Annotated in this window: 19 protein-coding genes; 6 read left to right on the forward strand and 13 right to left on the reverse strand. The window is 51.4% G+C overall.

Going from position 1 to position 24,910, the window contains the following annotated elements; translation table 11 throughout:
• Positions 1-5: 5 nt before the first annotated feature.
• From VB741_RS15835 to tsaE, 9 genes are all read right to left on the reverse strand, one after another.
• Positions 6-455: a hypothetical protein gene (locus tag VB741_RS15835; protein ID WP_323366145.1), complete on the reverse strand. Its 450-nt coding sequence runs from the start codon at positions 453-455 to the stop codon at positions 6-8.
• Entirely contained in the window at positions 452-4,069 is a 3,618-nt protein-coding gene (locus VB741_RS15840; RefSeq protein WP_323366146.1) for a hybrid sensor histidine kinase/response regulator, read from the reverse strand. The genes VB741_RS15835 and VB741_RS15840 overlap by 4 nt, the downstream gene beginning before the upstream one ends.
• Positions 4,070-4,116: 47 nt before the next feature.
• Positions 4,117-6,990 (reverse strand): methyl-accepting chemotaxis protein, encoded by a 2,874-nt coding sequence (locus VB741_RS15845; RefSeq protein ID WP_323366147.1) that lies wholly within the window; start codon positions 6,988-6,990, stop codon positions 4,117-4,119.
• Positions 6,991-7,035: 45 nt separating this feature from the next.
• Positions 7,036-7,503, reverse strand: a complete 468-nt coding sequence (locus VB741_RS15850; RefSeq protein ID WP_323366148.1) for a CheW domain-containing protein — start codon at positions 7,501-7,503, stop codon at positions 7,036-7,038.
• Between the two features lie 105 nt (positions 7,504-7,608).
• Positions 7,609-7,974: a response regulator transcription factor gene (locus tag VB741_RS15855; RefSeq protein WP_323366149.1), complete on the reverse strand. Its 366-nt coding sequence runs from the start codon at positions 7,972-7,974 to the stop codon at positions 7,609-7,611.
• A gap of 343 nt (positions 7,975-8,317) precedes the next feature.
• Positions 8,318-9,520 carry a response regulator gene (locus VB741_RS15860; protein WP_323366150.1) on the reverse strand — a complete coding sequence of 401 codons (1,203 nt, stop codon included), beginning with the start codon at positions 9,518-9,520 and terminating at the stop codon, positions 8,318-8,320.
• A 109-nt stretch (positions 9,521-9,629) separates the two neighbouring features.
• The gene (locus VB741_RS15865) at positions 9,630-11,129 is read right to left on the reverse strand and encodes an ammonium transporter (protein ID WP_323366151.1); all 1,500 of its coding nucleotides are present in this window, start codon (positions 11,127-11,129) and stop codon (positions 9,630-9,632) included.
• Between the two features lie 314 nt (positions 11,130-11,443).
• Complete coding sequence (locus tag VB741_RS15870; RefSeq protein WP_323366152.1) at positions 11,444-11,899, reverse strand: EVE domain-containing protein; 456 nt, start codon at positions 11,897-11,899, stop codon at positions 11,444-11,446.
• Positions 11,874-12,374, reverse strand: coding sequence for a tRNA (adenosine(37)-N6)-threonylcarbamoyltransferase complex ATPase subunit type 1 TsaE (gene tsaE / locus VB741_RS15875; protein ID WP_323366153.1), 501 nt, complete (start codon positions 12,372-12,374; stop codon positions 11,874-11,876). The genes VB741_RS15870 and tsaE overlap by 26 nt, the downstream gene beginning before the upstream one ends.
• Before the next feature lie 147 nt (positions 12,375-12,521).
• Between tsaE and VB741_RS15880 the strand changes: the two genes are divergently transcribed.
• Complete coding sequence (locus VB741_RS15880) at positions 12,522-13,130, forward strand: ParA family protein (protein ID WP_323366154.1); 609 nt, start codon at positions 12,522-12,524, stop codon at positions 13,128-13,130.
• 200 nt (positions 13,131-13,330) lie between these two features.
• Here VB741_RS15880 and VB741_RS15885 read toward each other — a convergent pair whose 3' ends face one another.
• Entirely contained in the window at positions 13,331-14,017 is a 687-nt protein-coding gene (locus tag VB741_RS15885; protein ID WP_323366155.1) for a Bax inhibitor-1/YccA family protein, read from the reverse strand.
• Between the two features lie 337 nt (positions 14,018-14,354).
• Here VB741_RS15885 and VB741_RS15890 point away from each other — a divergent pair, with 337 nt between their 5' ends.
• The 5 genes from VB741_RS15890 to VB741_RS15910 all read left to right on the forward strand — a co-directional run bounded on the left by VB741_RS15890 (position 14,355) and on the right by VB741_RS15910 (position 21,167).
• Positions 14,355-16,019, forward strand: a complete 1,665-nt coding sequence (locus VB741_RS15890) for a Ppx/GppA phosphatase family protein (protein WP_323366156.1) — start codon at positions 14,355-14,357, stop codon at positions 16,017-16,019.
• Positions 16,020-16,041: 22 nt separating this feature from the next.
• Positions 16,042-16,791, forward strand: a complete 750-nt coding sequence (locus tag VB741_RS15895; protein ID WP_323366157.1) for a class I SAM-dependent methyltransferase — start codon at positions 16,042-16,044, stop codon at positions 16,789-16,791.
• Positions 16,792-17,019: 228 nt separating this feature from the next.
• The gene (locus VB741_RS15900; RefSeq protein ID WP_323366158.1) at positions 17,020-17,775 is read left to right on the forward strand and encodes a phosphoadenylyl-sulfate reductase; all 756 of its coding nucleotides are present in this window, start codon (positions 17,020-17,022) and stop codon (positions 17,773-17,775) included.
• A gap of 70 nt (positions 17,776-17,845) precedes the next feature.
• Positions 17,846-19,465, forward strand: a complete 1,620-nt coding sequence (gene lnt, locus VB741_RS15905; protein WP_323366159.1) for an apolipoprotein N-acyltransferase — start codon at positions 17,846-17,848, stop codon at positions 19,463-19,465.
• A 37-nt stretch (positions 19,466-19,502) separates the two neighbouring features.
• Positions 19,503-21,167, forward strand: a complete 1,665-nt coding sequence (locus VB741_RS15910; protein WP_323366160.1) for an RluA family pseudouridine synthase — start codon at positions 19,503-19,505, stop codon at positions 21,165-21,167.
• 326 nt (positions 21,168-21,493) lie between these two features.
• Here VB741_RS15910 and VB741_RS15915 read toward each other — a convergent pair whose 3' ends face one another.
• The 3 genes from VB741_RS15915 to VB741_RS15925 all read right to left on the reverse strand — a co-directional run bounded on the left by VB741_RS15915 (position 21,494) and on the right by VB741_RS15925 (position 24,906).
• Positions 21,494-22,321 carry an SWIM zinc finger family protein gene (locus VB741_RS15915; protein WP_323366161.1) on the reverse strand — a complete coding sequence of 276 codons (828 nt, stop codon included), beginning with the start codon at positions 22,319-22,321 and terminating at the stop codon, positions 21,494-21,496.
• 50 nt (positions 22,322-22,371) lie between these two features.
• Complete coding sequence (locus tag VB741_RS15920) at positions 22,372-23,775, reverse strand: aspartate ammonia-lyase (protein ID WP_323366162.1); 1,404 nt, start codon at positions 23,773-23,775, stop codon at positions 22,372-22,374.
• Between the two features lie 99 nt (positions 23,776-23,874).
• Positions 23,875-24,906, reverse strand: a complete 1,032-nt coding sequence (locus VB741_RS15925) for an RluA family pseudouridine synthase (protein WP_323366163.1) — start codon at positions 24,904-24,906, stop codon at positions 23,875-23,877.
• Between the last annotated feature and the right edge of the window lie 4 nt (positions 24,907-24,910).

Genomic DNA, 24,910 nt, shown 5'->3' on the forward strand with positions numbered 1-24,910 from the left:
TGTGCTTAGATTAGGATATTTTCATCGATCACAAATAGGGTAAGCGTTTTATCGCCCTGGGGAACTACAGCCACGTGGCTAGCAATATTGAGGGTGTCGGATTGACGATAGGCTTCTGGTAAGACCTTGATATGGTCTCGGGGGACGTCCATCATATTGGGTGATGTTGTCACCGGAATCGCCACCAGATCTCCTACCTGGGGTTTGAGGATGACAAAGTAGCCTCGCTGCTCCGTAATGGATATGTTGAATAGTTTGTGATGGAGATCAACCACCACGACGGCATGACCATCGATGTGGGTCAATCCTGTATATCCTAGGCCACTGCTATGGATTTGAGATTGGGCGACCACCTTATAGACGGTCTCAATCCGGCAGGCAATGGTTAATTGACCGAGACCCATGGTGATGAGCCTTAGGGTTTTGACGTCGTTGGCAAGGGTTTGGATAGTCATGGCTGTTGCTGTAGATGGGTTGCGATCGCACCTACAAACTCCTTCTCAATGTAGGGTTTAGTAAAGTAGTCAGTGGCCCCCAGATGTTTAGCCAGGGTCTTGTGTTTGTGGTTACCACGGGACGTTAGCATCACCGTTGGAATCTTGGCCCAGGCCACATTATTTCGCCGCTGACTTAGAAACTCAAACCCATTCAGGCGGGGCATTTCCACATCACAGATGATCAGATCCGGCAGAGCACCTCCTTGCAGTTGCTCCACCCCATCGCGACCATCCTTTGCCTGCAGTACCTGATACCCTGCCTTGCTCAAGGTTAGGGCTAGGGTGCGGCGGAGGGCGGATGAATCATCAATAATCATCAGGGTTTGAGCCTGTGTCCGCTGGGACTGGCTGGATCGTGGCATTGATACTCCGGTTCCAAGTTTTCTGGTCCCAAATGATCTAGCCTCAAACTGCACCACCGCTGCCCCATCAATAATCGGCACCAGGCTACCATCGGCCAATAATGTACAGCCATTGATATAACTTGGTGCGGCAATGGCCTTACCCAGCGGTTTAATCACTAGCTCCTGTTCAGTCACAATCTGCTCTAAACCCAGCGCTAATCTTCCATCGCCTTGCGGAATAATCAGCATTGTGTTTTGCCCCTGGGTTTTATGTCTTCTCTGCAACTCCTGGGGTAGTTGCTCAGAGACTTGGCACTGATAATTCAGATGCTCTGCTAAGTCATAAACAGGGATGAGTTGCTCCCGCCAATGGAGAAATTGCTTGCCACTGGAGAATTTCAGTTGATTGTCCGTCGGCTTGATAATTTCCTCAATACTGTCCGAGGCAAGTGCCACTGCCGTAGTCCCAATGCTGCCGATGACCAGTTTTGTCAGGGTGAGGGTAAGGGGAATTTTGAGAAAGAATGTAGTCCCCTTCTCAGGATGTGTTGTGAGCAAGAGCTTGCCATTAAAAGCCTGTAAATTCTCTTTCACAATATCAAGCCCCACTCCGCGCCCTGAGAGTTCACTGACCTTACTGGCGGTGGAGAAACCGGGCTCAAAGATCAGCTGCTGAATTTGCTGCTTTGACATGGCCGCTAATTGCTCTGGTGAACGCAGTTGTAAGTCGACAGCCCGCTGGCTAATCCGATTAATATCCAGTCCTTTGCCATCATCGCCAACTTCAATGACAGTATAGTTACCCTGGTGATATGCCCGGACCTCGATGGTCCCTTCTGCCGGTTTACCTAACGCGAGTCGTTCGTTGGTGTTCTCAATACCATGATCAAACGCGTTACGTAACAAATGCAACAACGGATCATAGAGTTTTTCGAGCATGACTCGATCAACTAAAACATCTGTGCCTATGAGATTGAGTTGAACCGGTTTTTGATAACTGGTTGCCAGCTCTCTCATCACTCGGGGAAATCGCTTTAATATCCGATCTAAAGGCACCATTCGTGACCACATCAGCTCCTCTCTCAGCTGGGTAAGGGTACGGTGCTGATGTTCGAGTAGCTGATTTGACTGGCCCGCGAACAAAGCCACGTCATCAATCGATTCGGCTAATTGGAAAACCTCTTCTAATACTCCTTCGAGCAGGAAGTTTATTTCGCCATAGCTGTCCATTTCTAAAGAGTCAAAAGCCGTTGAGGTCATATCAGACACTGCTTCAGCTATCGGTCTGTCAGGCGCGATCAAGAGTTGATCCGACAGACTTTGTAGCTGTTTAACAATGGTGCGAAATGATGCAAACCTTTTTCCCAGCTGGCGAACCGTGTACTGGAACTGATCATTCTGTAACGATAGACTGTTGCGGTTAATGGATAACTCTCCCACCAACTTATCCATCCTTTCCAGGCGGTTCAGGTCAACTTTAGCGGATAACCTGGGTTGTGGCTTTGAGGCCGCTGATTTAAAACCGGGTGCCGTTACCTGAGGTGGTGGGGCGATAGGGAAAACTTCAGTCGGCAGACTGGGCAATGCGTCATAAACATCGCCAATGAAGTTTACGGCAGACTCAATGGTGTTGGGGACCGTTTTAGGGCTAGGGTTAGGAACTTTCGCTACTGTTAGCGCAGATTCAGTGAGCTCTGAATCTGCCAGTTCTAGTTCAGTCAGCGCTGATTCAGCCAACTTTGATGCAGCCAGCTCTGGTTTAGCCAAATCTGGTTCAGCCAGCTCTGATAATTCAGCCAACTTTGATGCAGCCAGCTCTGGTTTAGCCAGCTCTAATTCAGCCAGCTCTGGGTCAGCCAGCTCTGGGTCAGCCAAATCTGGTTCAGCCAGCTCTGATAATTCAGCCAGTTCTGATAATTCAGCCAGTTCTGATAATTCAGCCAGTTCTGATAATTCAGCCAGTTCTGGCCAGTATGGGTTGAAGTCCTCAGAATCATTGGGCATGTCTGCTAATGACTCTGACTCGGGGGATGGAGGCGGAGACGATGGTGGGTCAGACCAATGCTCTATTAAGGGTGCTGGGGGAGATTCCTCCATGACAGCTTCAAAATCGGTGACCTCAATGTCTAATGTTGCCGCTGAGGATTCAGCTTCACCCCATATATCTTCTAGAGCTTTAATATTAGGCGGATTAGGAATCGAGTCTATCTCATCATTTATCCGTTCTACGGACGGAAACTCCATGGCCTCTATGGACCAGATTTCCTCTAGGGTAGATAGCTGATTGGCGGCAGTTGCGTCGAATGAAGCTATGGGCGGATCTATTCCATAGGTTGCCAATTCATCCAGTGCATCAAGATCTAGATTGGCCAAATCCAATTCATTGATTTGCCTTGGGGTAGATATATCGCTGCAGGTCGGATCATCCGGTCCAGCTATGGCACCACCGATCATCGCTAGTAAAATGTCAGAGGGACCACTAAGTGTTTCCCGTTCGCCGGCAAGGATGGCGGTACGAGCATTTTCCACGTCCTTCAGTATCTGCTCAATCACCGGTAATGGTTGATTAAAATTTTGACCTGCTGCTGCTTGGGCCGTATTCATGAGCGTCGTAAACCCTGGCAATTCGACCAGCTCGGCAAAACCAGCTAAGACTTCAAGTTGTATCTGTAACTCTTCACTACAATCATAGTTGTGAGGATTCGCACACACATCTTGTAGCTGCGTTAATACCTCAGCTACATCCACCTCAAAAATTGAGGCTACGATGTCTATCCCCAGATCGCTGGCACTTGGCATAAAGCTATCGGCAGCATTTAAAGCTGGGCCAAGGCGCTCTTCTAGCTTGCTAAAAATTAGGTCAAATGCTGCTAGGGCCTGTTTTTCATTAAAAGTACCCGTGTCGATTTGTGCCTGAAGCGGGTGGCGTAGGCAATCGTAGGCTCGCAGCAACAGAGTTTCTAGCTCAGCATCTACGATTATCGTGTCACTGTACAACGCCTTAAAGGCATCTTCTAAGCGATGGGCAATAGTTTTAATGGTGTCCAAATCGACACTGGCTGCCCCCCCTTTAATGGAATGGGCCGCTCGCATGATCTCATGCACTTTCGCTACACTGACATCTGGACGCAGATCTAGCAGTCCAGTCTCGATAATGTCTAACAGTTCAGACGCTTCTTCAATAAAAAATTGATAGGCCTGATCGCGAATATCGGGATCGATGGTCATAACAAGTTAGCCATTGAGGATAAGGTTTGAAACAGCATGGTGTTGGCCTAGTTCACCTTAAACCGACGGACACTTTCCTGTAGAGTTTGGGAGATTTCTAGCAGGTCCCTAAAGGATGTGGATACTTTATTGGCATCGGACGATGTTTTCTGAGCAATATTAGCTAAATCTTTCATGACGTTGGTAACACTCTCAGAACTCGCGGATTGGGACATGGTGGCCTGGGCAATGGAATTGACTAAGGTCTTCATTTCTGTGGTCACCTGGGCAATGCTATTCAAGCTGTCACGAGTCTCGTCCACCAGTTGGGTACCAACAACAACCTGCTCGGTTCCTAATTCCATTGCTTTGACCACTTCATTGGTTTCTGCCTGAATTTCGGCCACCAGATTCTCAATTTCTGTCGTTGCTTCTGCCGACTGTCGTGCCAATGAACGTACTTCGTCTGCAACTACGGCAAAACCTCTCCCCTCTTCCCCGGCACGAGCTGCCTCAATGGATGCGTTTAAGGCGAGCAGGTTGGTTTGGGCTGCAAATTCATTAATCAGGTTAACTACGCCGGAAATCTTTTGGGATGATTCACCTAGCCGTTTTACCTTTTTGGCCGTAGCCGCGACCGTTTCCCGAATGGCAATAATGCCTTCTACGGTGCGGTTCATGGCCGCATCGCTAGATGCTACGGTCGCTGTTGTTTGTTTTACAATGGCCTCGGCTTGATCGGCGTTGGCAGCTACCGCTCGAATAGACTCAACCACTTGGTCTAATTGCTCAAGGGCAGTGGAAATCTCTTGGGTTTGCTGTTGTGCGGCCAGGGAAAGATCTTGGACGGAGGATTCATTTTGACTGGCGGTCGTGGTTACCTGCTGCGACGCCGTCTGTACTTGCTCTACAATTTTTTTCAAGCTTGAAATGGTGGCATTGTAAGAATCAGCAATGGTGCCTATTTCGTCCGCTGTGACCTGGGCTCTCACGGTCAGATCACCTTGGCTGACAGGGTCGACTTCTAGCATGAGTGCTAGGGCACGTTGCTGAAGGTTCTCTTTTAGCTCTTTTTGTTCTGCTGCTAGGGTGGAAAATTGTTGTACCGTCATAAGGACGCCCAGCTGGCGGCCTAGCTGGCTACAAAAGCTAATCTCTGGAGCTGTCCAGATGTGCAATCCTTGGGCATGATGAATTGTCAATAACCCAAACAATCGAGATTGATTGATGACTGGGACTACCAAAGCAGACTTAACCTGCAGAGCCTGCCATCGCTGGCCTAATTCCTCAGATAATTCGGCAATGGCAATATCATCGGCAATCAACAACTGACCATTGGTATAATTCTCAATTTCAGTTTGAGAAAGATTTAAGGCCGGTATGCTCTCATCAAAAATACTGGGTTGATTCGCTGTGATTGATTCATTCTGGCTGAGTATCTGATGATCTTCGAGGCGATACAGTGCCACCCGATCGGAATGCAGAAAGGTACGTACCTGCTCAACAAATAGATTGAGCTGAGTCTGATTATTTTCACTGTCTAAATCGCCGGTGATTGCAGTAGCTGAGGCCAGTAGTTTTGACTGCTGTGCTGTGGCCTGTTGCTCATTGTTAAACTGTTTTAGCTGTGCGGCCATTTGGTTGATGTTACCCCCCAGTTGGGCGAGTTCGTCTTGGCCAGAAACTTCTAAACGGGTGCGTAAATCTCCTTTACCAATTCTAGTTACCGCGTCAGCGGCTTGTAAAATTGGGTTTGTGAAGCGGCGAGTTGACCAAACGGCTAGACCTGTTGCTACACCTGCGGCAGCTAGGGTTCCTAGGGCGATTGCAAAAAACAATCGTTTCTGAGCGACCTGCAACAATGCCAAATCCACTGAGGTTACGGCACTCCAGCTTAAATCAGGCAGGCCCTCAACAGCTACTCCAGGGGCAAAGCCCACCAACTCGTCTATACCTGTGAGAACGTTTTTCGCTTCTACAGTTTCACTGCTCTCACCACGGAAAACACCCGCAACATCTGGAAAAATATCGGATAGGGATAAAACCTTGACATCCACGGCTGTGGATAGGTCCACGGGTTGGCCAGTTGAATTAACCGGAATAATATAATCCGTGTCACTAGAAAGAAAGACCTCTCCTGACGCGCTCGCTAGATAATAATCGTTACCCTCATTACCAAAGCTAGTCAAGGATGTTTGTAAGGCTTTGACCGGAATACGAGCACGCACGTATCCGATGGGTTGACCCGTTACTTGGTCTTTTACGACGGATGCCGAATATATACTAAATTCACCGGATGTAGCGGAAATTGACGGCTGGCTCAGGATTGCCCCATTGGCGGCCTTCGCCGCTTGTATATAGGATCGATCGAGGTGATTCTTCAATGTTTCGCCCTCGGAGCTTTGGGCGATGGGATTACCGGAGAGGTCAAAAAAGGCAATGCTACTATAGACACCGTTGTAGGCGGCCATCATTTGATCAAGGGCCTCGGTCTTTTCTTGATCCGTAACGGTCACCCGTAGCTTAGGATCAGCAAAAATATCTAAACCTGCTAAAACTTGAATATCCGAATAGCGATCCTTCATAAAGAGATCCACTACTAAGTGCAGATCATTCACACGGATCTTTTCCAGCTCTTCTAACTTTTCCAAAGACCCTTGGTTGGCAATACTATAGGCAATTGCTCCCACCCCCACCACCGGCAGTGTTCCTAACAGTATTGCCAACAACGATGCCTTAGTTCTTAAGCCCATTTGTTGCCACCAAGCTTTTAGCTTGCCTTGGCGAGGGGCAGCCTGAACTGATCGGTGTGTCACCATCTCTAGGGGAGACTTGGTCACTAAACTACTCAATAAGTCATCGGATGGTTTTGTCGCAGCAGCAGCCCAAGCTTCATGGGAGAGATTACTACTGTCAGGCTGTTTTGGTGTGCTTAATGTCATGGAAAATACCTCGAACTCGGATAATTGATTGAATAGTTGGTGGAACTAAGCCGGCATACGGTCAAAAATTGCTGGACTATCAAGCAGAGTGAACATCTCACCAGTTGAGTTCAACCAATAGCCGCGCAAAAACGGTACCAATGTCTCAGATACAACGGTTGGGGACTGGATAACATCTAGGGACAGCAACTCTATTCCCTCTATTTCTCTAACCCATAAGCCTAGACAGCATCGTTCGACTGTCTCTTCAGATAGTTGTTTTTCTATTAGCAAAACATCGTAGCGGGCGGTTAATGTAGGTTGCTGTTGCCAGGGCGATACCCCCAAAAGTTTTGCTGTATCGACAATCCACAGGACCTCACCCCGCCAGTTATAAATCCCCATTACCCAAGGAGGTAAATGGGGCATGGCTGTAATCTTTGCTGCTTCAATTTTCAATACTGCCACCATCTGATCGACTGGCAATAGCGCTGTCATGTCTGGGGACACGTTAAATTTTAGAAACTGCGTCATGGTTGACGCTTGAGGTAGGTCCTGGGGGTACAATTTCATGGTTTCCAACGACTCTTAAATATGAGCCCAAGGCTCAACAACGATTTAGTGTAGATCGAACTATTTCTAACGACCAATCAGTTGTTTGACCGTTTTGGATAACTCTTTTTGATCGATAGGTTTGGTCAGATAAGCATCTGCCCCCTGCTTCTTGCCCCAAAACTTATCCATGTCAGTGTCTTTTGTAGAACAGATAATTATAGGAATATTACTCGTGGCATCCTCCGCTTTGAGATCACGACAAATTTCAAACCCACTACGGTCTGGCAACACAACATCTAGTACAATAATGTCGGGTATTTGAATGTTCAACTGCGCCATGGCTTCGGCCCCATTGGCTGCTGTTATTACGGTCAAACCGTCCTGGATTAGACATTTAGTCAGCATCTCCAGAATAGTTTTAGAATCATCAACAACTAATGCTATTCCCATGGATGTATCCCATTCCAATAAACAAAAAATTAGTCTGGGCAAACCTTATCGCGAATGCCTAGAACGCTTCCTCCCCAGTATTCCCATTGGCAAGACCTGAGTGGCGATCTCTATCTGGAGTAATAAAACTTGTGGTTACCTCTATTAAGTGCCTTGACCTCAAAAACAACGCCTGAAACCATTGGTCACCTCTATTAAGTGCCTTGACCTCAAAAACAACGTCTGAAAACCTTGGAACGTCGTTCGCTATTCTCAATAAAATGAGTCTTTTTTCAACAAACTTGAATTAATCGAGGTGCCCCATTGAATGGTTTAGATGCAGGTGGCCTATGATTCCATAACCTTATATCTCCACGGATGCTTGTTTGGAGAGCTGTCTGTCAATAACAGATAGAACCTGTTGCGGCTTGATTGGCTTGCTCAGAAAGGCAGAGGCTCCTACCATCCTGGCCCTGACTCGGTCAATCATGCCGTCGTTGCCAGTCAAAATTACAATGGGTGTTTCTTTGAAGCAAGATATCCGACGTAACTGGCTGCAGAGTTCATAGCCATTAGTGCCAGGCATGACCAGATCTAAGAAAATCAGGGCGGGCTTTTTTGACAATAAGACAGCGATCGCCCTAAGGGGATCTTGAATGCAATGAACTTGATAATCTGCCGTTCCCAATACTTTTTCTAGGGCACGACAAATGGCTGGGCTGTCATCCACACAGGCTATTAGGGGACCCTTCGGTGACTGATCGGTGGATTTTGGTGGCGGTGCTGGTGATCCTAAATCATCAATTTCAATCAACTCCACCGTACCTTGCTGAATATGGGGTAACAGCGAGGCTGAAAGGGAGACAATATCACGATTCACCTGAACGCTGAGATCCCTCAGGGTGAGTTGACCCGTAAGCATCATGGTCAAGGTGCGATATAAAGGCTCGGGTACCTGCTTTTTGAGTTCTAGGGGATGACGAATAATCGGTGCTAAATCAGGGGAGCGATCGCCTAATTTGGCATCCAGCCAAGATTGCCAAAGCGCTTTGGCTTTATAGATCATGGTGTCAGCATTCACCAGCAAAAGTTGGTTTGATAATCCATTCTCAGGTTTGACCTGATACTCAACTTCGCGAGCCTGACTAATATCGAAGAAGACTTCTACAAAAATGCTTTGAATGATATCGCTAATCTGTTCACGAGATATTTTTTGTTGATTGTACCAAAACCTTAGGAGCTGATATTCCCAACAGGATATGTTTTGATTCCCTTCTAGCTTAGATAGCTTTTTTAACTCAGTTTTGAGGGTTGAAAGTTCTACGTAGAGGTCGGGGCAAAAGCGTTTTACATAGCGATACCAACGACGCATCGGTTGTTTACCGCCCATTACATAGAGCAATCGCCCCATGTAAAACTCAAACGTCCACTCATTGCTATGGGCAGTAAGCTGTAATTGTCCATTGAACTGACTCTGTTTGAGTAGCCCAAAAAGACGACTTTGTTTTGCTGCCGTAAATTCATTAATAGTAATGACAGACTGTTTAGTGGTCATTGATAGTGTCATCTTGTTGACAGGGTAAACAGACGTGGCGAAGCTGAAAATGTATGGGCTGATCCCCCCGACCCTAAAACTTTGGATCAGCTCAATGGCGATTGGTTTTATTTTCTACCCATTAGCGTTTGGATGGAGGAGTAGCTGATGGCATGAAGTCTTTGTTCATGGTAGGGAAAAGAGAGTCGGGTAATAAGGCTTGTTTAGAGAAGTCTGGATAGGCTTCAGCCCCATGCTCGCTGAGATCTAATCCCGTGGATTCGGCCCGGAGTGAGACCCGCAAACCAAAGCTAACTTGCAACAGGAACCAGCTTAAGAGGGTGCTTAGGCCCACAAAGGCAGCCACAATGGCGATGCCCGTCAGTTGGGTGATGACAGGTTGGATATTCCCCCCAGTCAATGCCCCAAGGGCCGGGCCTGATAGCTCGGTGTGCCAAGGATTAATGCCGGGACCAACACTGAATAAACCCACTGCCAATGTTCCCCAAAGACCGCCTACCAAGTGGACAGGTAGGGCCCCGACGGGATCGTCAATGTGCCAGCGATCAAATAAACCAGCTGCGAAGACAGCGCTCATGCCTCCGACAAAACCAATGATGATGGCGCTTACAGGGGCTACATAGGCACAGCTTGCGGTAATGGAAACCAACCCTGCCAATGTGCCGTTAATAATCATGCCGAGATCGGGTTTACTGGTCACCAACCAGGACACAATAGCGGCGGCTACTGCTCCTGTAGAAGCGGCTAGATTTGTGGTGAGAATAATACGGCTGGCGGCGGCTGGATCCATGGCCATACTGGAACCGGCATTGAACCCAAACCAACCGAACCAGAGAATCAATCCGCCCAGGGTGGCGATCGCAAGATTATGTCCCGGTATTCCCCTCTGACCATTTTGGTCATAGCGACCCGTCCGTGGTCCTAATAGCCAAGCCCCTATGAGGGCGGCCCAGCCCCCTACACTATGGACTACCGTCGCGCCAGCAAAATCCCAGAACCCCATGGTCTGTAGAAAGCCACCGCCCCAAACCCAATGGCCCACCATGGGATAAATGATCAAGGACAGGATGGCACTAAAGGTAAAAAAGGCAAAGAACGAAATGCGTTCGGCTACGGCACCGGACACAATGGTGGCGGCAGCTCCTGCAAATACCAATTGGAAGAAGAATTTGGCCTCCAATGGGATCCCGACCCAGTCCAAGGAGCTGAAAACGCCACTGTATTGCTCCCCCGTCAGTGGGCTTAAGTCTAAGCCCCGTAAAAAGAACCCTGAGTAGCCGATTACAGGGTTGCCATCCCCAAACATGATGCCAAAACCAATGGCCCAGAAACAGAGGGTGACTACACCAAAGACAATCAGGTTTTTGGTCAGTACGTTTACTGCATTTTTACTCTGGCAGAACCCGGTTTCTAGCATGGCAAACCCGGCATTCATAAAGAACACCAGCACTGCGCAAAATAGCACCCATATCGTGTCCAAAGTTACTTGGAGAGATGCAGGCAGAACCTCAGGCGTACTATCGGCAGCTAGTACAGCTCCGTTCCAAACCAACCAAATTGCAACGGCCAAATACAGAATAGGTTGCCACCCCATTCGATGCTGGCGAAATTGTCTCATCATGAAGAAGTGCTCTAGGACCGCACGTTGGATAGGTACCGATAGACAGTATTGTGACGATGAACATTACTGTCTATCGATAGGCTACGTGCGAATGTTTAATACACCTATATTTCCCAGAGAGTGTTGTTTCTCCCATATGAGTGATCTGATGGATCGTGCTAAACCTTTTCCACGTTCAGAACTGTAGTTTTTTCGGTGGGAAACCTTCAGGTTTTAACTTGGACGTGGTTTAAACAAAACTCAGAATCAGTTGGTTAATAGGGGCAATGACAACTTTGCGTAACAATACGATGGTGGTATTTACGTAAGAGATTTTACGGTTTGGCCAAGGCTAAAATGCGTTTTGCTACTGTCTCGGTTATGGGCATGACTGATAGACGATTTCCTCGTTTAACCACCTGAAGTTCGTCGGGGTCAAATTTGTCCTTGAGCTCATCGAGGCTAATGTAGTGCTTAAATGTTTCAACATAGGTAACCGTAACGGTATGCCAGCGGGGAGCTACAGGGGTAGATTTGGGATCGTAGTATTTGTTGGTTTGATCAAACTGGGTGGGATCGACTACCATTTCTTCGCTAATTTTCATTAGGCCCGCAATGCCAGGGGGCTTGGTGTTGGAATGGTACAAGAAGGCGAGGTCCCCTAGGGCCATAGACTTTAAAAAGTTGCGGGCCTGGTAATTGCGCACACCGTCCCAGATTTCGTTGCGATCGCGTTCTAAATCATCAATGCTGTACACATCCGGTTCAGACTTCATTAACCAGTATTTCATCGCTTTTCAAGACCTTCCGTAGCTTGCTCCATTCCTCACTGTGCCAGTCCGCCGGCCAGCTGAGTGCAGCCTGGCGGCCAACACCCGCGTAAGTCAAATTAAGCCGAATTGGCTGTTCCGGCAAGTAATTTAGCCGCTCAGCCCACTCAATGACCAGTATTCCAGGCTCTACCTCTTCCCCATCCCAGTAAGTTTCCAAATAAAGACTATCCGCTGCTGCTCCTTCCAAGCGATACAAGTCCACATGGTAGAGCGGCACCCGTCCCGTCAAATATTCATTAATCAGGGTAAAGGTGGGACTATCGATGGTCTGCTCAATGCCTAACCCAGCCCCCAGCCCTTGGGTAAATGAGGTTTTACCACTCCCCAAGGGACCCGATAGCAATAGCACGGTCCCTTGGGGCAACCGCTGACCCATCAGCCATCCGAGGTGATGGGTGGCCCTAAGGTGTGGCAACTGGATTGAAATAGCCATCGGCACCATTAAACTGAATGCGCCCTTAAAGCGAAACTAAAAAGCGGCACGACGAGGGTAGGGAAACCCACCTTGGATCGGCAACCCTCCAACTGTATCGTTAATCTAATAGCGAGTTCACACCGAGTTCAAGACAGGCCCCACGTCATGATAATCACGGTAGCCAGCTTCAAGGGTGGCGTTGGTAAAACCACTACGGCCATTCACCTAGCCGCATTTTTCCAAGGCAAGGGAAAGACGTTGCTGATCGACGCCGATCCTAACCGCTCTGCCCTAGGCTGGGCCAGCCGGGGAGAACTGCCCTTTGCGGTGGTCGACCAGTGGCAGGCGGAAACCCAAAGTGATGTCTACGAGCACATTATTATCGATACCCAGGCCCGCCCGACTACTGAAGATTTAGCCGCATTGGCCAACTCCTGTGATTTGCTGGTGCTGCCCACCATGCCAGATATTCTGTCCTTGGATGCCTTGGTGCTGACCATTGAATATCTCAAATCGATCCAGACTAGTCAGTATCGGATTTTAATTACATCTATTCCTCCAAAACCGAGCCGGGCTGGGGACGAGGTCAAAAAGCTCCTCAAGGAAGCCGACATTCCCACCTTTGACATTGGCATTAGTCGGTTAGCTGCCTTTCAAAAAGCTGCCATGCAGGGGGTTCCGGTTTATGCGGTCAAGGACCAACGATCTGAACAGGGGTGGCAGCATTATGAGTCGGTGGGGAATGAAATTCTGAACCTCAAAAAATTGAACTAATAGGAAAGCCTGGTTGCCTGCTTCCCATAGCGCAGGGCAACCCCAAGAGATTGCCCCTAGGGCATGGCTGATTAATAAAAAGCCCTGGCCAAACGGTCAGGGCTTTTTGCATGCTTTTTTTGATACCAGTTAGACTTGGATGCTGCTCAGTCCTAATAGAGGGAGGGCCTAGCGGAGGGAGGGCCTAACGGCGGGAGGGTCTAGCGGCGAGAGGACATCAAAATACGCAGGACATACCAAAACATGAGCATGACTGCGGCAAACAGTTCTAACGATGCGGCCACATGCTGGTTGGTGGCATAGCGATGCATGACGTTAGAGGTTTTGTACAGGATGGCGGCGGCGGCAAAGGCCACCATAAAGAAGGAAAAGAACAACCCTAGGGAGAAGCCAAACAGGAGGCTGCAAACGATCAGGCCCAGGGCCACCATGCCCCCCACTTTGAGGACACCGCCTAAAAAGGCAAAGTCTTTACCGGAGGTGAAGGCTACTGCCGTCAGGCCACCAAATAAAAATAGGGTAATGATTCCGGCGGTGGGAATCACGGATGGATCTGAAAAATATGCTGCCATGTAGAGCAGGGGCGCAAAGATAATTGCCTCACCCACAACGTACAGACCTAGCCCCGTGTACTGGGTATTCACATCATCTGCTTTGGCAGCCATGTTACTGGCTAGATAACCCAGCAGAGCAAACCCACCGAGCAGAGCTAGCCAACCAAATCGGCCTCCACCGAGAAAGACATTGGCCAGTAGTTCTGCAATACCCAGCTGGAAAAACAAAAACTCAACAATCACAAACGCGCCCACTGCCCCAGCCAGGTGGGTGTAGGTACGCTTAATAAATTCTGCTCGCTCACTAGGACGAGCCTGGGCCACCATAACCATGAACACGTGCCTCCTAAGGGCAAAAATGATAAATCACTCGGACAGCATGGGTCTGTTTAAACTGCCCCTTAGGGATATCTCTATGTGATATCTCTATGTGATACCTCATTCAGAGGCTAACATAATTGCCTCTTATACGGTTTCTCCTGCGTTTTTATGTAAAGAATTGGCCGTTTATGGTCCCCATGGCAGGTCTACGGGATATTCAAGGAATTGTATTTTACGTTACAAAGTTGATGGTTTTAGGATATGAAGCTGCTGCTAAAGTCTTTGATGTCTGATTTCAGTACAAGTACTGGAAATGTAGGATGATTAGCACATCGTCATAAAAACTACAATGGTTGACTCAGCCACTGCTCCCCCAGGCCAAACGCTCTATCCTCCGCGCCTTTCAGAAACTTCGATGGAGCTCAGGCGATCGCTCCAGGGGGAACGAATCTTAGCTGCCATTGATGTGGGGACTAACTCAGTTCACATGGTGGTGGCGAAAATTCAACCGGAGTTGCCTGCTTTTACGATTATTGGTTGCGAAAAAGATACGGTGCGTCTGGGTAACTTTCGTCCTGGTACGAACTGCTTGTCAGACGAGGCTATGGACCGGGGTGTGGCGGCTTTAAAGCGGTGTAAACAAATTGCTGACAGTCATCAAGCCGATGACATTGTCGCCGTAGCCACCAGTGCTACTCGGGAAGCCGCCAATGGTCAATTCTTTATCGATCGGGTGCAGCAAGAAGTGGGGCTGGAGATCAATCTGATTTCTGGCCTGGAGGAGGCCCGACGGATTTACCTGGGGGTCCTGTCTGGGATGGAACTCCATGGCAAACCCCATGTCATCATCGATATTGGTGGTGGTTCCACGGAGATTATTTTGGGGACTGGGGAACGCCATCGCTTTCTGAGTAGTACTAAGGTGGGGGCGGTGCGGCTGAATGCCCAGATGATCACCAGCAACCCAATTAGTAAGGAAGAATTTTTGCAGTTACAGGCCTATGTACGGGGGCGGTTAGAACCGAACATAGATGAGCTGAAAACGAAACTGGTAGCGGGGGAACCGCTTTCATTGGTGGGGACCTCCGGCACGGTTGAATCCCTGGCGATTTTAACGGCGATTGAAAAGTCAGGTACGTTACCTGCCCGACTGAATGGCTACACCATGACCATCGATGAGTTGGATCGAGGCATTCAGAAGCTGCGGCGCATGAGCTTTAGTGAGCGTTTAAAGCTGCCGGAGATTTCGGCGCGGCGGGCTGAAATTATTGTGCCTGGGGCTGTGATTTTAAGGGAAGCGATGCGATTGCTGGATTTGGATCGCATTACCATTTGCGAACATGCTTTGCGTGAGGGGCTGGTGGTTGACTGGATGCTCACCCACGGGCTGATTGAAAACCGAATGCAGTATCAGCAGTCGGTGCGGGAACGCAGTGTGTTGAAAGCGACTAAAAAGTATCACGCGGATACGGCCCACAGTCAACGGGTGGCTACATTTGCTTTGGCTTTATTTGATCAAACCCGAGGGGTGTTGCATCAGTGGGGGCCGCTGGAACGGGAAATCCTATGGGCTGCGTCTATGCTCCATAATTGTGGCCATTTTGTTAGCCATGGTTCTCACCATCAGCATTCCTATTATCTGATTCGGAATGGTGAGTTGTTGGGATTTACCAGTAATGAAATTGAGCTGATTGCCAACATTGCTCGGTACCACCGGAAGAGCACGCCCAAGCTCAAACATGAGCACTACAAAGAGCTGACGAAGGAAAATCGAAAAATTGTCAGTCAGCTCAGTGCCATGTTGCGGGTGGCGGTGGGTCTGGATCGACGACGGGTGGGTGCGATCGCAAAATTCCAAACCACCTATGAACCCAAAAAGCGCACCATGACCCTGGGCTTTACCCCCACCGAGATGCAGGACAACTGTGAACTAGAAGTGTGGAGTGTGAATGACAAAAAAGCCTACTTTGAGCAAGAGTTTGATCTAAAGTTGATTTTAGAGCAAACCCCATAGGGGGAATGAGCGGGAAGGGAAGGTGCTAACTGAATCTTGGGATACTGAGCGCTATCAAAACCAACACAGTTTTGTCTGGCAATATGGGACGGCTTTGATCGACTTGTTGGCCCCTAATCCAGGGGATCGGATTCTCGACTTGGGCTGTGGCACTGGCGAACTAACCCATGCCCTGGCCGCTACGGGGGCGACTGTGGTGGGCATCGACGCTGATCCGGCCATGGTGGCTAGGGCTCAGCAGCAATATCCTCAGCTATCCTTTACCGTGGCGGATGCTACCAATTTTCAGGTGGAGCAGTCGGTGGATGGTGTGTTTTCCAATGCGGTGTTGCACTGGGTAAAGCCACCTGAGAAAGCTGTGGAGGCCATTGCCCATGCCCTAAAACCAGGCGGCAAATTTGTGGCGGAGTTTGGCGGCAAAGGCAATGTGCAAAAAATTATTGGTGCGGTGGAAACCGTGAGAGAGCAGACCAGCCTGAACCCCTGGTACTTTCCGTCCATTGGCGAGTATGCCCAGCTGTTGGAGCGCCAGGGTATGGAGGTGACCTTTGCCGTCCTGATCGATCGTCCCACGCCCCTCAACGAGGGTGACCGGGGCCTAGCCAACTGGCTCAAAATGTTTGGCGGGGGTCTCTTAGCCGGACTGACCCCGGATGAGGCTGAAACCGTGTTGCGCGGTGTAGAAACGCTTTTGCGCGATCAGCTGTATGACGGGCACCAATGGATCGCGGACTATCGCCGTCTGCGGCTGGTGGCGTTGAAACAGGCCTAAGGTGCCAAGCTTCAACGGCTGGGTGACTCGTGGGCCATGGGAGAATCGTGCCAAAGGTTAGTCTGAACCAACCATTTTGGGAAAGCCTTTCCGTTATGATGCAATGATGTAGCAGATCCATTCAGGATCTGTGGCATCATCTCCCTGACATGGCCCTGTAACCTTTTAGGACAGCCGCCGGACCTGGGCTATGGCACCTCACATCGGCATCACGGAGTGGCTGAAACTATGGTAAATGCAGTGCTAGAAAGCGCTTTAGATCTGGAAGCACTCAACCAAACCCTAAATGGCATGGATGCCGCTGAATTCGTTGCCTGGGGGGCTGATACCTTTGGGGATAGTCTAGTGATGAGTACCAGTTTTGGTATTCAGTCAGCCGTTATGCTGCACCTGGTGACCCAGGTGGTGCCGAATATTCCGATCATTTGGGTGGATACGGGCTACTTGCCGGTCGAAACCTATCGATTTGCTGACGAACTCACCCAGCGGCTGAAGCTCAACCTTAAGGTCTATCAATCTCCCATCAGTCCGGCGCGGATGGAAGCCCTTTATGGACGACTGTGGGACCAAAATAATGTGGAGGCCTTCAACCGCTATGACCAAATCCGTAAAGTTGAGCCGATGCAGCGAGCGCTCAAGGAGCTGGAGGCAAAGGCCTGGCTGGCGGGGTTACGGGCGCATCAAACCTCCCATCGTCAAAGCCTAGGCCGCATTGCCCAGCAAAATCACCTGTACAAACTGCATCCGATTTTGACTTGGCATTCGCGGGATGTGTATCAGTATTTGACTAGGCACGATTTGCCGTATCACCCATTCTTTGAACAGGGGTATGTCACCGTGGGGGATTGGCATTCTAGCCGGCCGTTAACGGATGCTGATGAGAATGAGCGCGACACCCGATTTAAGGGCCTCAAGCAGGAATGTGGTTTGCATTTGCCCCAGACCCAGGGGGAAGCGGACAGTTTGAATTCGAGTTCGTTGTAGGGTGGCCTAGGGCCTGCTGATCAATGGGTAATGGGTTAACGAGCCAGCGGGGTAATGGTATGGCATTGGTATGGCGATCTCTCCCTTGACGAAGTCTTTATCCGTAAGGGCTAACGGTGATCGGACCCTGGGGGGTCTGGGGCTGTTGTTGGCTGGCATTTTGATGGGGCTGTGGCCTGCTTGGCCCTTGGCCTGGGTTTCCCTGGTGCCCCTGTGGTGGGTGGTTCATCGGGGGGATGGGCTGCGGCGCAGTGCTTGGGCTGGGCTGATTTGGGGGGTGGGTTACCACGGTACGCTGTTGGCTTGGGTGCTCCATCTGCATCCGTTGACGTGGTTGGGGGTGCCTTGGTTGGGGAGTATTGCGATCGCAATCGCTGCCTATGCCTTTGTCACCCTCTGGGGGGCGGCCCTAGCGGTTTGCTGGGCCATGGCCATGGTTGGCCTACAGCGATGGGCTCCCATCGGTAACACCATCGATCCCATGGGCCGCGTTTTGGTTGGTATGGCCCTGTGGTGTGGCCTTGAGGCCCTGTGGAGCTGCGGCCCTCTGTATGGGACCTCCTTAGCCATTACCCAGAGCCCTGGCAATTTGGTGATTGTGCATTTGGCGCGGCTATCGGGGCATTTGACCATTACGGCGGCGATTGTGGTGGTGAATGGGTTCCTAGCCTTGGCGATCGATTCCCAGCCTCGGCGCTGGCTGACCATGGCGGTGGGGGTGTTTGCGATCGCGCACCTGGTGGGTTGGGGCCTTTACCAACAACCCCTACAAGACTCGTCAGATAATGCCATCAACATTGGCATTATCCAGGGCAATATACCCAGTCGAGAAAAGCTGACCTATCGCGGGGTGCGTCGGGCAGAAGATGTGTACCGCAACAACTATCGATTATTGGCCCAGCAGGGGGCAGACGCGGTGCTAACCCCCGAGGGGGCGCTGCCTAAACTATGGTCGCCAGAGACAAGTCTGTTTAACGACGTGGTTCAGGAAGCGGGGGTGCCCCTATGGCTGGGGACATTTACCGTTGTCCCTGGGGAGCAGCGCCATATTTACCAAAGCTTGGTGGAGATTACCCCCAGGGGAACGACACCTGATAACAATCCGGTCAATACCCAAAGCAACAACCAGAACAACAACCAATACAACAGCCAATACAACAAGATTAAGCTAGTGCCCCTAGGAGAATATATTCCCCTCCAATCCCTATTGGGGGAGCTGATCTCTCGTCTCTCTCCCATTGGTACGGATATGCTGCCAGGACTGCCTGACCAGCGGTTTGAGACTGCGGTGGGTCCGGCTGCGGTGGGCATCTGTTACGATTCTGCCTATGGCTGGATTTTTCGGCGGCAGGTAGCCCAGGGGGGAGAGTTTATCCTCACCGCATCCAATAATGATCCCTATCCCCGGCGGATGATGGCCCAGCACTATGGCCACGACGTGATTCAGGCGATTGCGACGGATCGATGGGCGGCGCGCAGTACCAATACGGGACTGTCGGCGGTGGTGGACCCCCACGGACATCGGCATTGGATGTCGGAGCCGCAAACGTTTGACGCCCAGCTCAAAACCATTTATCGACGCCAGACGCGGACGCTGTATGTGCGCTGGGGCGATTGGTTGGTGCCAGGATTGTTGTTGGTGAGTGGGGTGTGGGTGTGGCGTTTACGATGGTTGAACGGATTGAATTGATGGTGGTGGTGGATGCACTGGGCGAATCGAGGGAGTAATGGGTCGACTGCATTCCCCCGCAGACTTTAACGCAGACCAGGGTGCATGCTGGGCTGAGCCATACCTGTACGAGGCCCAATGTGATCACCCCGGAGGGCGGTGGCGGCTACCGCGCACCCCGGAAGTGGAAGCCATGGCCAGGGGACTCATGCAGCACTTGGCCGCCGCCCCTGAGCCGCCGCTGCTGGGCAACCTCTATGGGGTGCTTTTGGTGCAGACAACGACGGGGGATAGGGCTGTGCTCAAAGGGTTTTCGGGGTTGTTTGCCGGACAATTCCAGGCGGTGTCAGGGTGGGTGCCACCGTTGCCCCTGGCGGCCCAGATGGCGCTGGTCGAACCCCAGATTTTGGCTCAGCTCAGCCAACTGAAGCATGAACTCATGGCCCTCCACCAGCTGCCTGGGCGTTTGGTCTATGGGCAAGTCTATGGGCAAATGGTGGAACGGTATGCCATCCAGCTACAGCAGTTGGCGGCTAGTCATCGGGGGCGAAAGCAAGGTCGCGATCGCAGCCGCACCCACTACTGCAACACCCTACAGGGCGCAGCCTTAACCCAGGCCCTTGCCGATTTAAACCGGGAAAGCCAACAGGACGGCATCGAACGGCGTCGATTAAAACAGGAACGGGATCAGGTCCTAGCCCCGCTGGTTCAAGCCATGGCCCAAACGGATCAAAAAATAAAAGAACTTAAACAACAGTACACAACCCTGGCAAAACAATGGCAGACCCAAATGCAGCTGGCCTATGCCGCCGAGCAATCTGGAGACGGTTGGCGGATCGGTGATGGGGATTGGCCAGCGGGGCTGCGTCGTCATATCAAGGTTGACCTGTTAGATCGTGCTAGCGCTAAATTGCTGCACTATGCCGTGGCCCATCGGCTAAAACCCCTGGCCATGGCAGAGTTTTGGTGGGGATATCCCCAGGGTGAATACTCTCCAGGAGAGTTTTATGGAGCCTCCCCTGAGGACTGCCAAGCCCTGATGGACATAGTCCACATGTCCTCCCAGCCTCAGCCCACACCACCGCCGCTGACCCTGCTCTACCAAGACGAGACCTTGATTGTGGTAGATAAACCAGCCGGACTACTTTCGGTGCCGGGACGACCCTATCATCTCCAGGACAGTGTGCTCAGTCGTCTGCGCCACCAGCTGCCGGGGAAGGCATTTTTGCAAGTGGTGCATCGTCTCGATCAAGCCACCTCCGGTATTTTAGTCTTGGCAGCGTCATCCATGGCCCATGCTGCCCTGGGGCAGCAGTTTTCCTCCCATCAGGTGCGCAAAACCTATGAGGCGATTCTCTCCCGCCCAGTGGATCGGGCTGCTGGCATGGTCGAGTTGCCCCTTTGGGGGAATCCTGCCGAAAGCCCCAGGCAGTCGGTGAGTGCCACCCATGGGAAACCCAGTGTGACCCAGTTTCAAGTGTTGCAAAACGGTGAACATCCTCGGGTGCAGTTTGTGCCCCAGACGGGGCGTACCCATCAGATTCGGTTGCATGCGGCCCATAGTGATGGGCTGAATTCTCCTATTTTGGGGGACCCATTGTATGGCGACCAGCCGGTGCAGGGGCATTTGTCAGAGCGGTTGCATCTCCATGCCATAGCGCTAGAGTTGATTCATCCGGTTACTCAGGAGCCCTTACGGTTTAAGAGCAATGTACCTTTTTGATGCGGGCTGCTGGTTGATGTCTGGAGCATATCTTCCAGATGTGTGTACACCCCTAGCTCTAGGGGAGAAAGGGGACTAGTCTCAAAGTCCTTCTCCCCCAGGGAGAAGGATTTAGGATGAGGGAAAATCTCAGGCCAGATATACCTTTTAGGTAATTATCTTCCGGATATATACGGTAGTCGACAAGGAGAAGGATTTAGGATGTAGACGCCAAAGCGGCTTCTCGAAGAGTGGGTCAATCCAAGACCAAATATACCTTTCGGGGCATATCTTCCACATGCATATACACCGTAGCCCACAGGGCTATCGACATTTAGAATCGCCTGCTAGCTCAAGGCTGACATCATCGCCTGTTGAGCAATACTTTGGTACAAGCTAGTAAAGTGTGCATTTAGAACTTGCGCATCGCTCGCAGGCAATGGCATGGGACCCAGTAAATCCAACACCGTTTGATCAGCGGGGGTAATCACCACCAAGGAGGAGTCTAGGTCATCGTCATATTGCCAGAAGTTTTCCAGATCAAGGGTTTGGGATTTAGTTTCAGGAGCAACAAAAATCTCCTTGGCTTCTTCGACTACGGTTTCAACCGGATTCTCTTCTACCTGTAATTTTCGCTTTTCGCGGATGGCTTCAATGATTTGTTCTTTAGTGCGCCCCCGTAGTTGGAAGAGAACGAAGGGTTCCTCGCGGAAGAAGTCGGCCAGCTGGTAATACACCGCTGCAATGTGCTTACAGGGATTTTTGGGGTCAGGGCAATCGCATTTGGAATGCACATCCGCCAGGGTAAAGGGAAACAAACTTAACCCATTGGATGTAAACACATTTTCAATATCTGCGGGCATCTCCCCCGCTAACAGCTGGGCTGAATAAATCGCTTTTTTGGATAGGGTATCGATCACAAAATCCCAGTCTTCATCGGCAAAGCGATCAATCCAAATGGATAGTTTGTAAGGGTCTGCCGCTGTTCCTTGGACTGAGGCAAAGACCTTAGATTCTTTGAAATCTAGTTTGAGGATGTGGCCTTCGCGGGCATAGCGGCGACCCCGTTCTAGGCGCTTTTTGAACCGGTAGGAGTTGAGCAGGTCTACCCATTGGAGGACCCACCAGGCTTCAGATTCGGATTCGTAGGGGTTGTTGGCTTGGTAAGAGGTCATGGGGGTGAGGGTGGAAGGTGATTATTTTGGCCACCCCTCCTAGGAGGGGACTATTCAGGGCTTTGACTCATTTTCTCTAAATCGAGTACTTCGTTTAGTTTATCTTCAGGCATCAGGTTTTGTTCTAATACGAGTTGACGGAGGGATTTGCCGGTTTCTAAGGATGCTTTGGCTAGGTTGGCGGCGTTGAGGTAGCCGATGTGAGTGTTGAGGGCGGTGACCAGGGCTAGACTGCCTTCGGCAAACTCACGACAGCGTTCGGGGCGGGCGGTGATGCCTGCTAGACAGCGTTTATCTAAGGCGCTGATGGTGTTGCCGAGGATTTCGATGCTGTGGATTAGGTCGTAGGCGATCAGGGGCATCATCACGTTTAGCTCTAGCTGACCGGCTTGGGCGGCGTAGGTGATGGCCTGATCGTACCCCATGACTTGGAAGCAGACCATGGAGGTCATTTCGGCCATGACGGGGTTATATTTCCCTGGCATGATGGAGGAACCGGGCTGGACGGGGGGGAGCTGGATTTCTTTGAGGCCGGTTTTGGGGCCGGAGTCTAGCAGCCGCAGGTCGTGGGAGATTTTGACTAGGTCTTGGGCCAGGTTCCGCAGGGCACCGGAGACGGCGACGAAGGGGGCCATACTCTGCATGGCGGCCATCAAGTGGGAGGCGCTGGTGATGGGTTGGCCGGTAAACCCGGCGAGGAGTTCGGCCACCCGATAGCGGTAGCTGGGGTGGGTGTTGAGACCGGTGCCGGTGGCGCTGCCACCGAGGCCTAGCACACAGAGATCCTGGGCGGCGGTGCGGAGACGGCGCAGGTGGTCAGTGAGGATCACTTCCCAGGCCCGAAAGCTTTCTCCTAGGCGAATGGGGACGGCGTCCTGCATGTGGGTGCGGCCAGAGCGGACGATGGTTTGGAATTCGGTGGCTTTGGTTTGGAGCGTTGCGATCGCACCCACCAAACCCGGATACAAGGTATGTTCCAACGCCAGCAGTCCGCCCAGGCGAATGGCGGTGGGAATCACATCATTGGTGGACTGACCATAGTTCACATGGTCGTTGGGGCTCACCCGGTCATAGTTGCCCTTTTCTTCCCCCAGCAGTTCCAGGGCTCGATTAGCCAGCACCTCATTGATGTTCATATGGTGGGAGGTGCCTGCCCCGGCCTGGTAGATATCCACAATAAACTGGTCCCGCAGCTGACCCTTGAGGATTTCATCGGTGGCGGTGACAATGGCCTGGGAGAGGTCTATGGGGATGCAGTTGAGTTCGCCGTTTGCGATCGCAGCCGCCTTTTTAATCAACAAACAAGCATCCACATAGGTGGGCAGTGGTTTCAGACCACTGATGGGAAAATTCTCCACCGCCCGCAGGGTTTGAATACCGTAATAGGCTGCCGAGGGAATGGCTTTTTCCCCCATGGAGTCTTTTTCAATGCGGCAGTGGGTGGCATGGGTCATCGTCTACGTTCTGCTAGGACAGTGGATTTACAGTGGATTTAATGATATTAGCGGCAGATAGAGTGTCTGCCCATCTCTACGGTATCAATACGGTATCAACTATGACGGCATTAATTCTACCGGAGGTGCTGCTAGCAGAGTCATCCGTTCCCCCGCTGGGTGCCTAAAGGACAAACGATGGGCATGGAGCCAGTAGCCGCAGTCGCTAGGGATGGCGGTGGCTGCCCCGTGGGGTTGACCGCCGATGACATAAAGCGGGTCGCCCAGTAGCGGGTATCCCATGGCGGCTAGGTGAATCCGAATCTGATGGGGTCTGCCGGTGAGAATGGTCACATCTAGCAGGGTGGCATGGGTGTGCCGCTGTACCACAGTGCAGTCGCTATGAGCCTCAAGACCGTTGGGGGTGGCCCCGTAGATGTGGCCGAGCTGGGGATAGGGAATTTTGCCGATGGGGTGGTTGATGGTGAACTGGTCGGCTAGGGCAGCCGCTGGGCCAATCAGGGCGCGGTAGGTTTTGCCCAGGTGGCGTTGGCGCATCTGTTGACTGAGGTGGGCGCGGGCCGCCTTGGTTTTGGCGATCAGCATAATGCCTGAGGTGCCTCGGCCTAGGCGATGGATCGGTGCCGCCGTTGGATGGTGCTGGCGGAGCTGCCACAGCAGCGTGTTTTGGAGGAAGTTACCGCCGGGAAGGACAGGCAAGCCGGAGGGTTTGTTGACCACCAGGAGTTCATCGTCTTCGTAGAGGGTGGCGATGCTTAGGGGGACTGGGGGCTCCTGCCAGGGCGGTCGATGGTAGGTGAGTCGCTGGCCGGGGATTAGGGGGGTGTCGGCCTGGGTGGGGTGGTCGTTGAGGCGGATTTGGCCGGACTCGATGCGGTGTTGCCAGGTGGCCCGGTCGGAGTGGCGATAGTGGTGGGTGTAGTAGTCGAGGACGGTGCTGAGGCTAACTGATGGGTCAGGGGTGAGGCGAGCTGACTGGTCAGGGGGGATGCGAGCTGATGGGTCAGCGCTGACGCGAGCTGATGGGTCAGGGGGGACGCGAGCTGACTGGTCAGGGGGGACGCGATCGCAATAAACCCATCCATCATTCAAAACCGGAGGGTGGTTACAGGCCACCACCCTCCGAGGCATCACA

The organism is Leptothoe sp. PORK10 BA2 (genome assembly GCF_034932105.1).
GTDB lineage: Bacteria > Cyanobacteriota > Cyanobacteriia > Phormidesmidales > Phormidesmidaceae > Leptothoe.

Coding starts and splice junctions, on each gene's coding strand:
- VB741_RS15890 (WP_323366156.1), top strand. CDS start 14,355: ATGGTTGACTCAGCCACTGCTCCCCCAGGCCAAACGCTCTATCCTCCG.
- VB741_RS15840 (WP_323366146.1), bottom strand. CDS start 4,069: ATGACCATCGATCCCGATATTCGCGATCAGGCCTATCAATTTTTTATT.
- VB741_RS15880 (WP_323366154.1), top strand. CDS start 12,522: ATGATAATCACGGTAGCCAGCTTCAAGGGTGGCGTTGGTAAAACCACT.
- VB741_RS15835 (WP_323366145.1), bottom strand. CDS start 455: ATGACTATCCAAACCCTTGCCAACGACGTCAAAACCCTAAGGCTCATC.
- VB741_RS15850 (WP_323366148.1), bottom strand. CDS start 7,503: ATGACGCAGTTTCTAAAATTTAACGTGTCCCCAGACATGACAGCGCTA.
- VB741_RS15870 (WP_323366152.1), bottom strand. CDS start 11,899: ATGAAATACTGGTTAATGAAGTCTGAACCGGATGTGTACAGCATTGAT.
- VB741_RS15845 (WP_323366147.1), bottom strand. CDS start 6,990: ATGACATTAAGCACACCAAAACAGCCTGACAGTAGTAATCTCTCCCAT.
- VB741_RS15910 (WP_323366160.1), top strand. CDS start 19,503: ATGGGTCGACTGCATTCCCCCGCAGACTTTAACGCAGACCAGGGTGCA.
- tsaE (WP_323366153.1), bottom strand. CDS start 12,374: ATGGCTATTTCAATCCAGTTGCCACACCTTAGGGCCACCCATCACCTC.
- VB741_RS15860 (WP_323366150.1), bottom strand. CDS start 9,520: ATGACACTATCAATGACCACTAAACAGTCTGTCATTACTATTAATGAA.
- VB741_RS15865 (WP_323366151.1), bottom strand. CDS start 11,129: ATGATGAGACAATTTCGCCAGCATCGAATGGGGTGGCAACCTATTCTG.
- VB741_RS15885 (WP_323366155.1), bottom strand. CDS start 14,017: ATGGTTATGGTGGCCCAGGCTCGTCCTAGTGAGCGAGCAGAATTTATT.
- VB741_RS15900 (WP_323366158.1), top strand. CDS start 17,020: ATGGTAAATGCAGTGCTAGAAAGCGCTTTAGATCTGGAAGCACTCAAC.
- VB741_RS15925 (WP_323366163.1), bottom strand. CDS start 24,906: ATGCCTCGGAGGGTGGTGGCCTGTAACCACCCTCCGGTTTTGAATGAT.
- VB741_RS15920 (WP_323366162.1), bottom strand. CDS start 23,775: ATGACCCATGCCACCCACTGCCGCATTGAAAAAGACTCCATGGGGGAA.
- VB741_RS15855 (WP_323366149.1), bottom strand. CDS start 7,974: ATGGGAATAGCATTAGTTGTTGATGATTCTAAAACTATTCTGGAGATG.
- lnt (WP_323366159.1), top strand. CDS start 17,846: ATGGCGATCTCTCCCTTGACGAAGTCTTTATCCGTAAGGGCTAACGGT.
- VB741_RS15915 (WP_323366161.1), bottom strand. CDS start 22,321: ATGACCTCTTACCAAGCCAACAACCCCTACGAATCCGAATCTGAAGCC.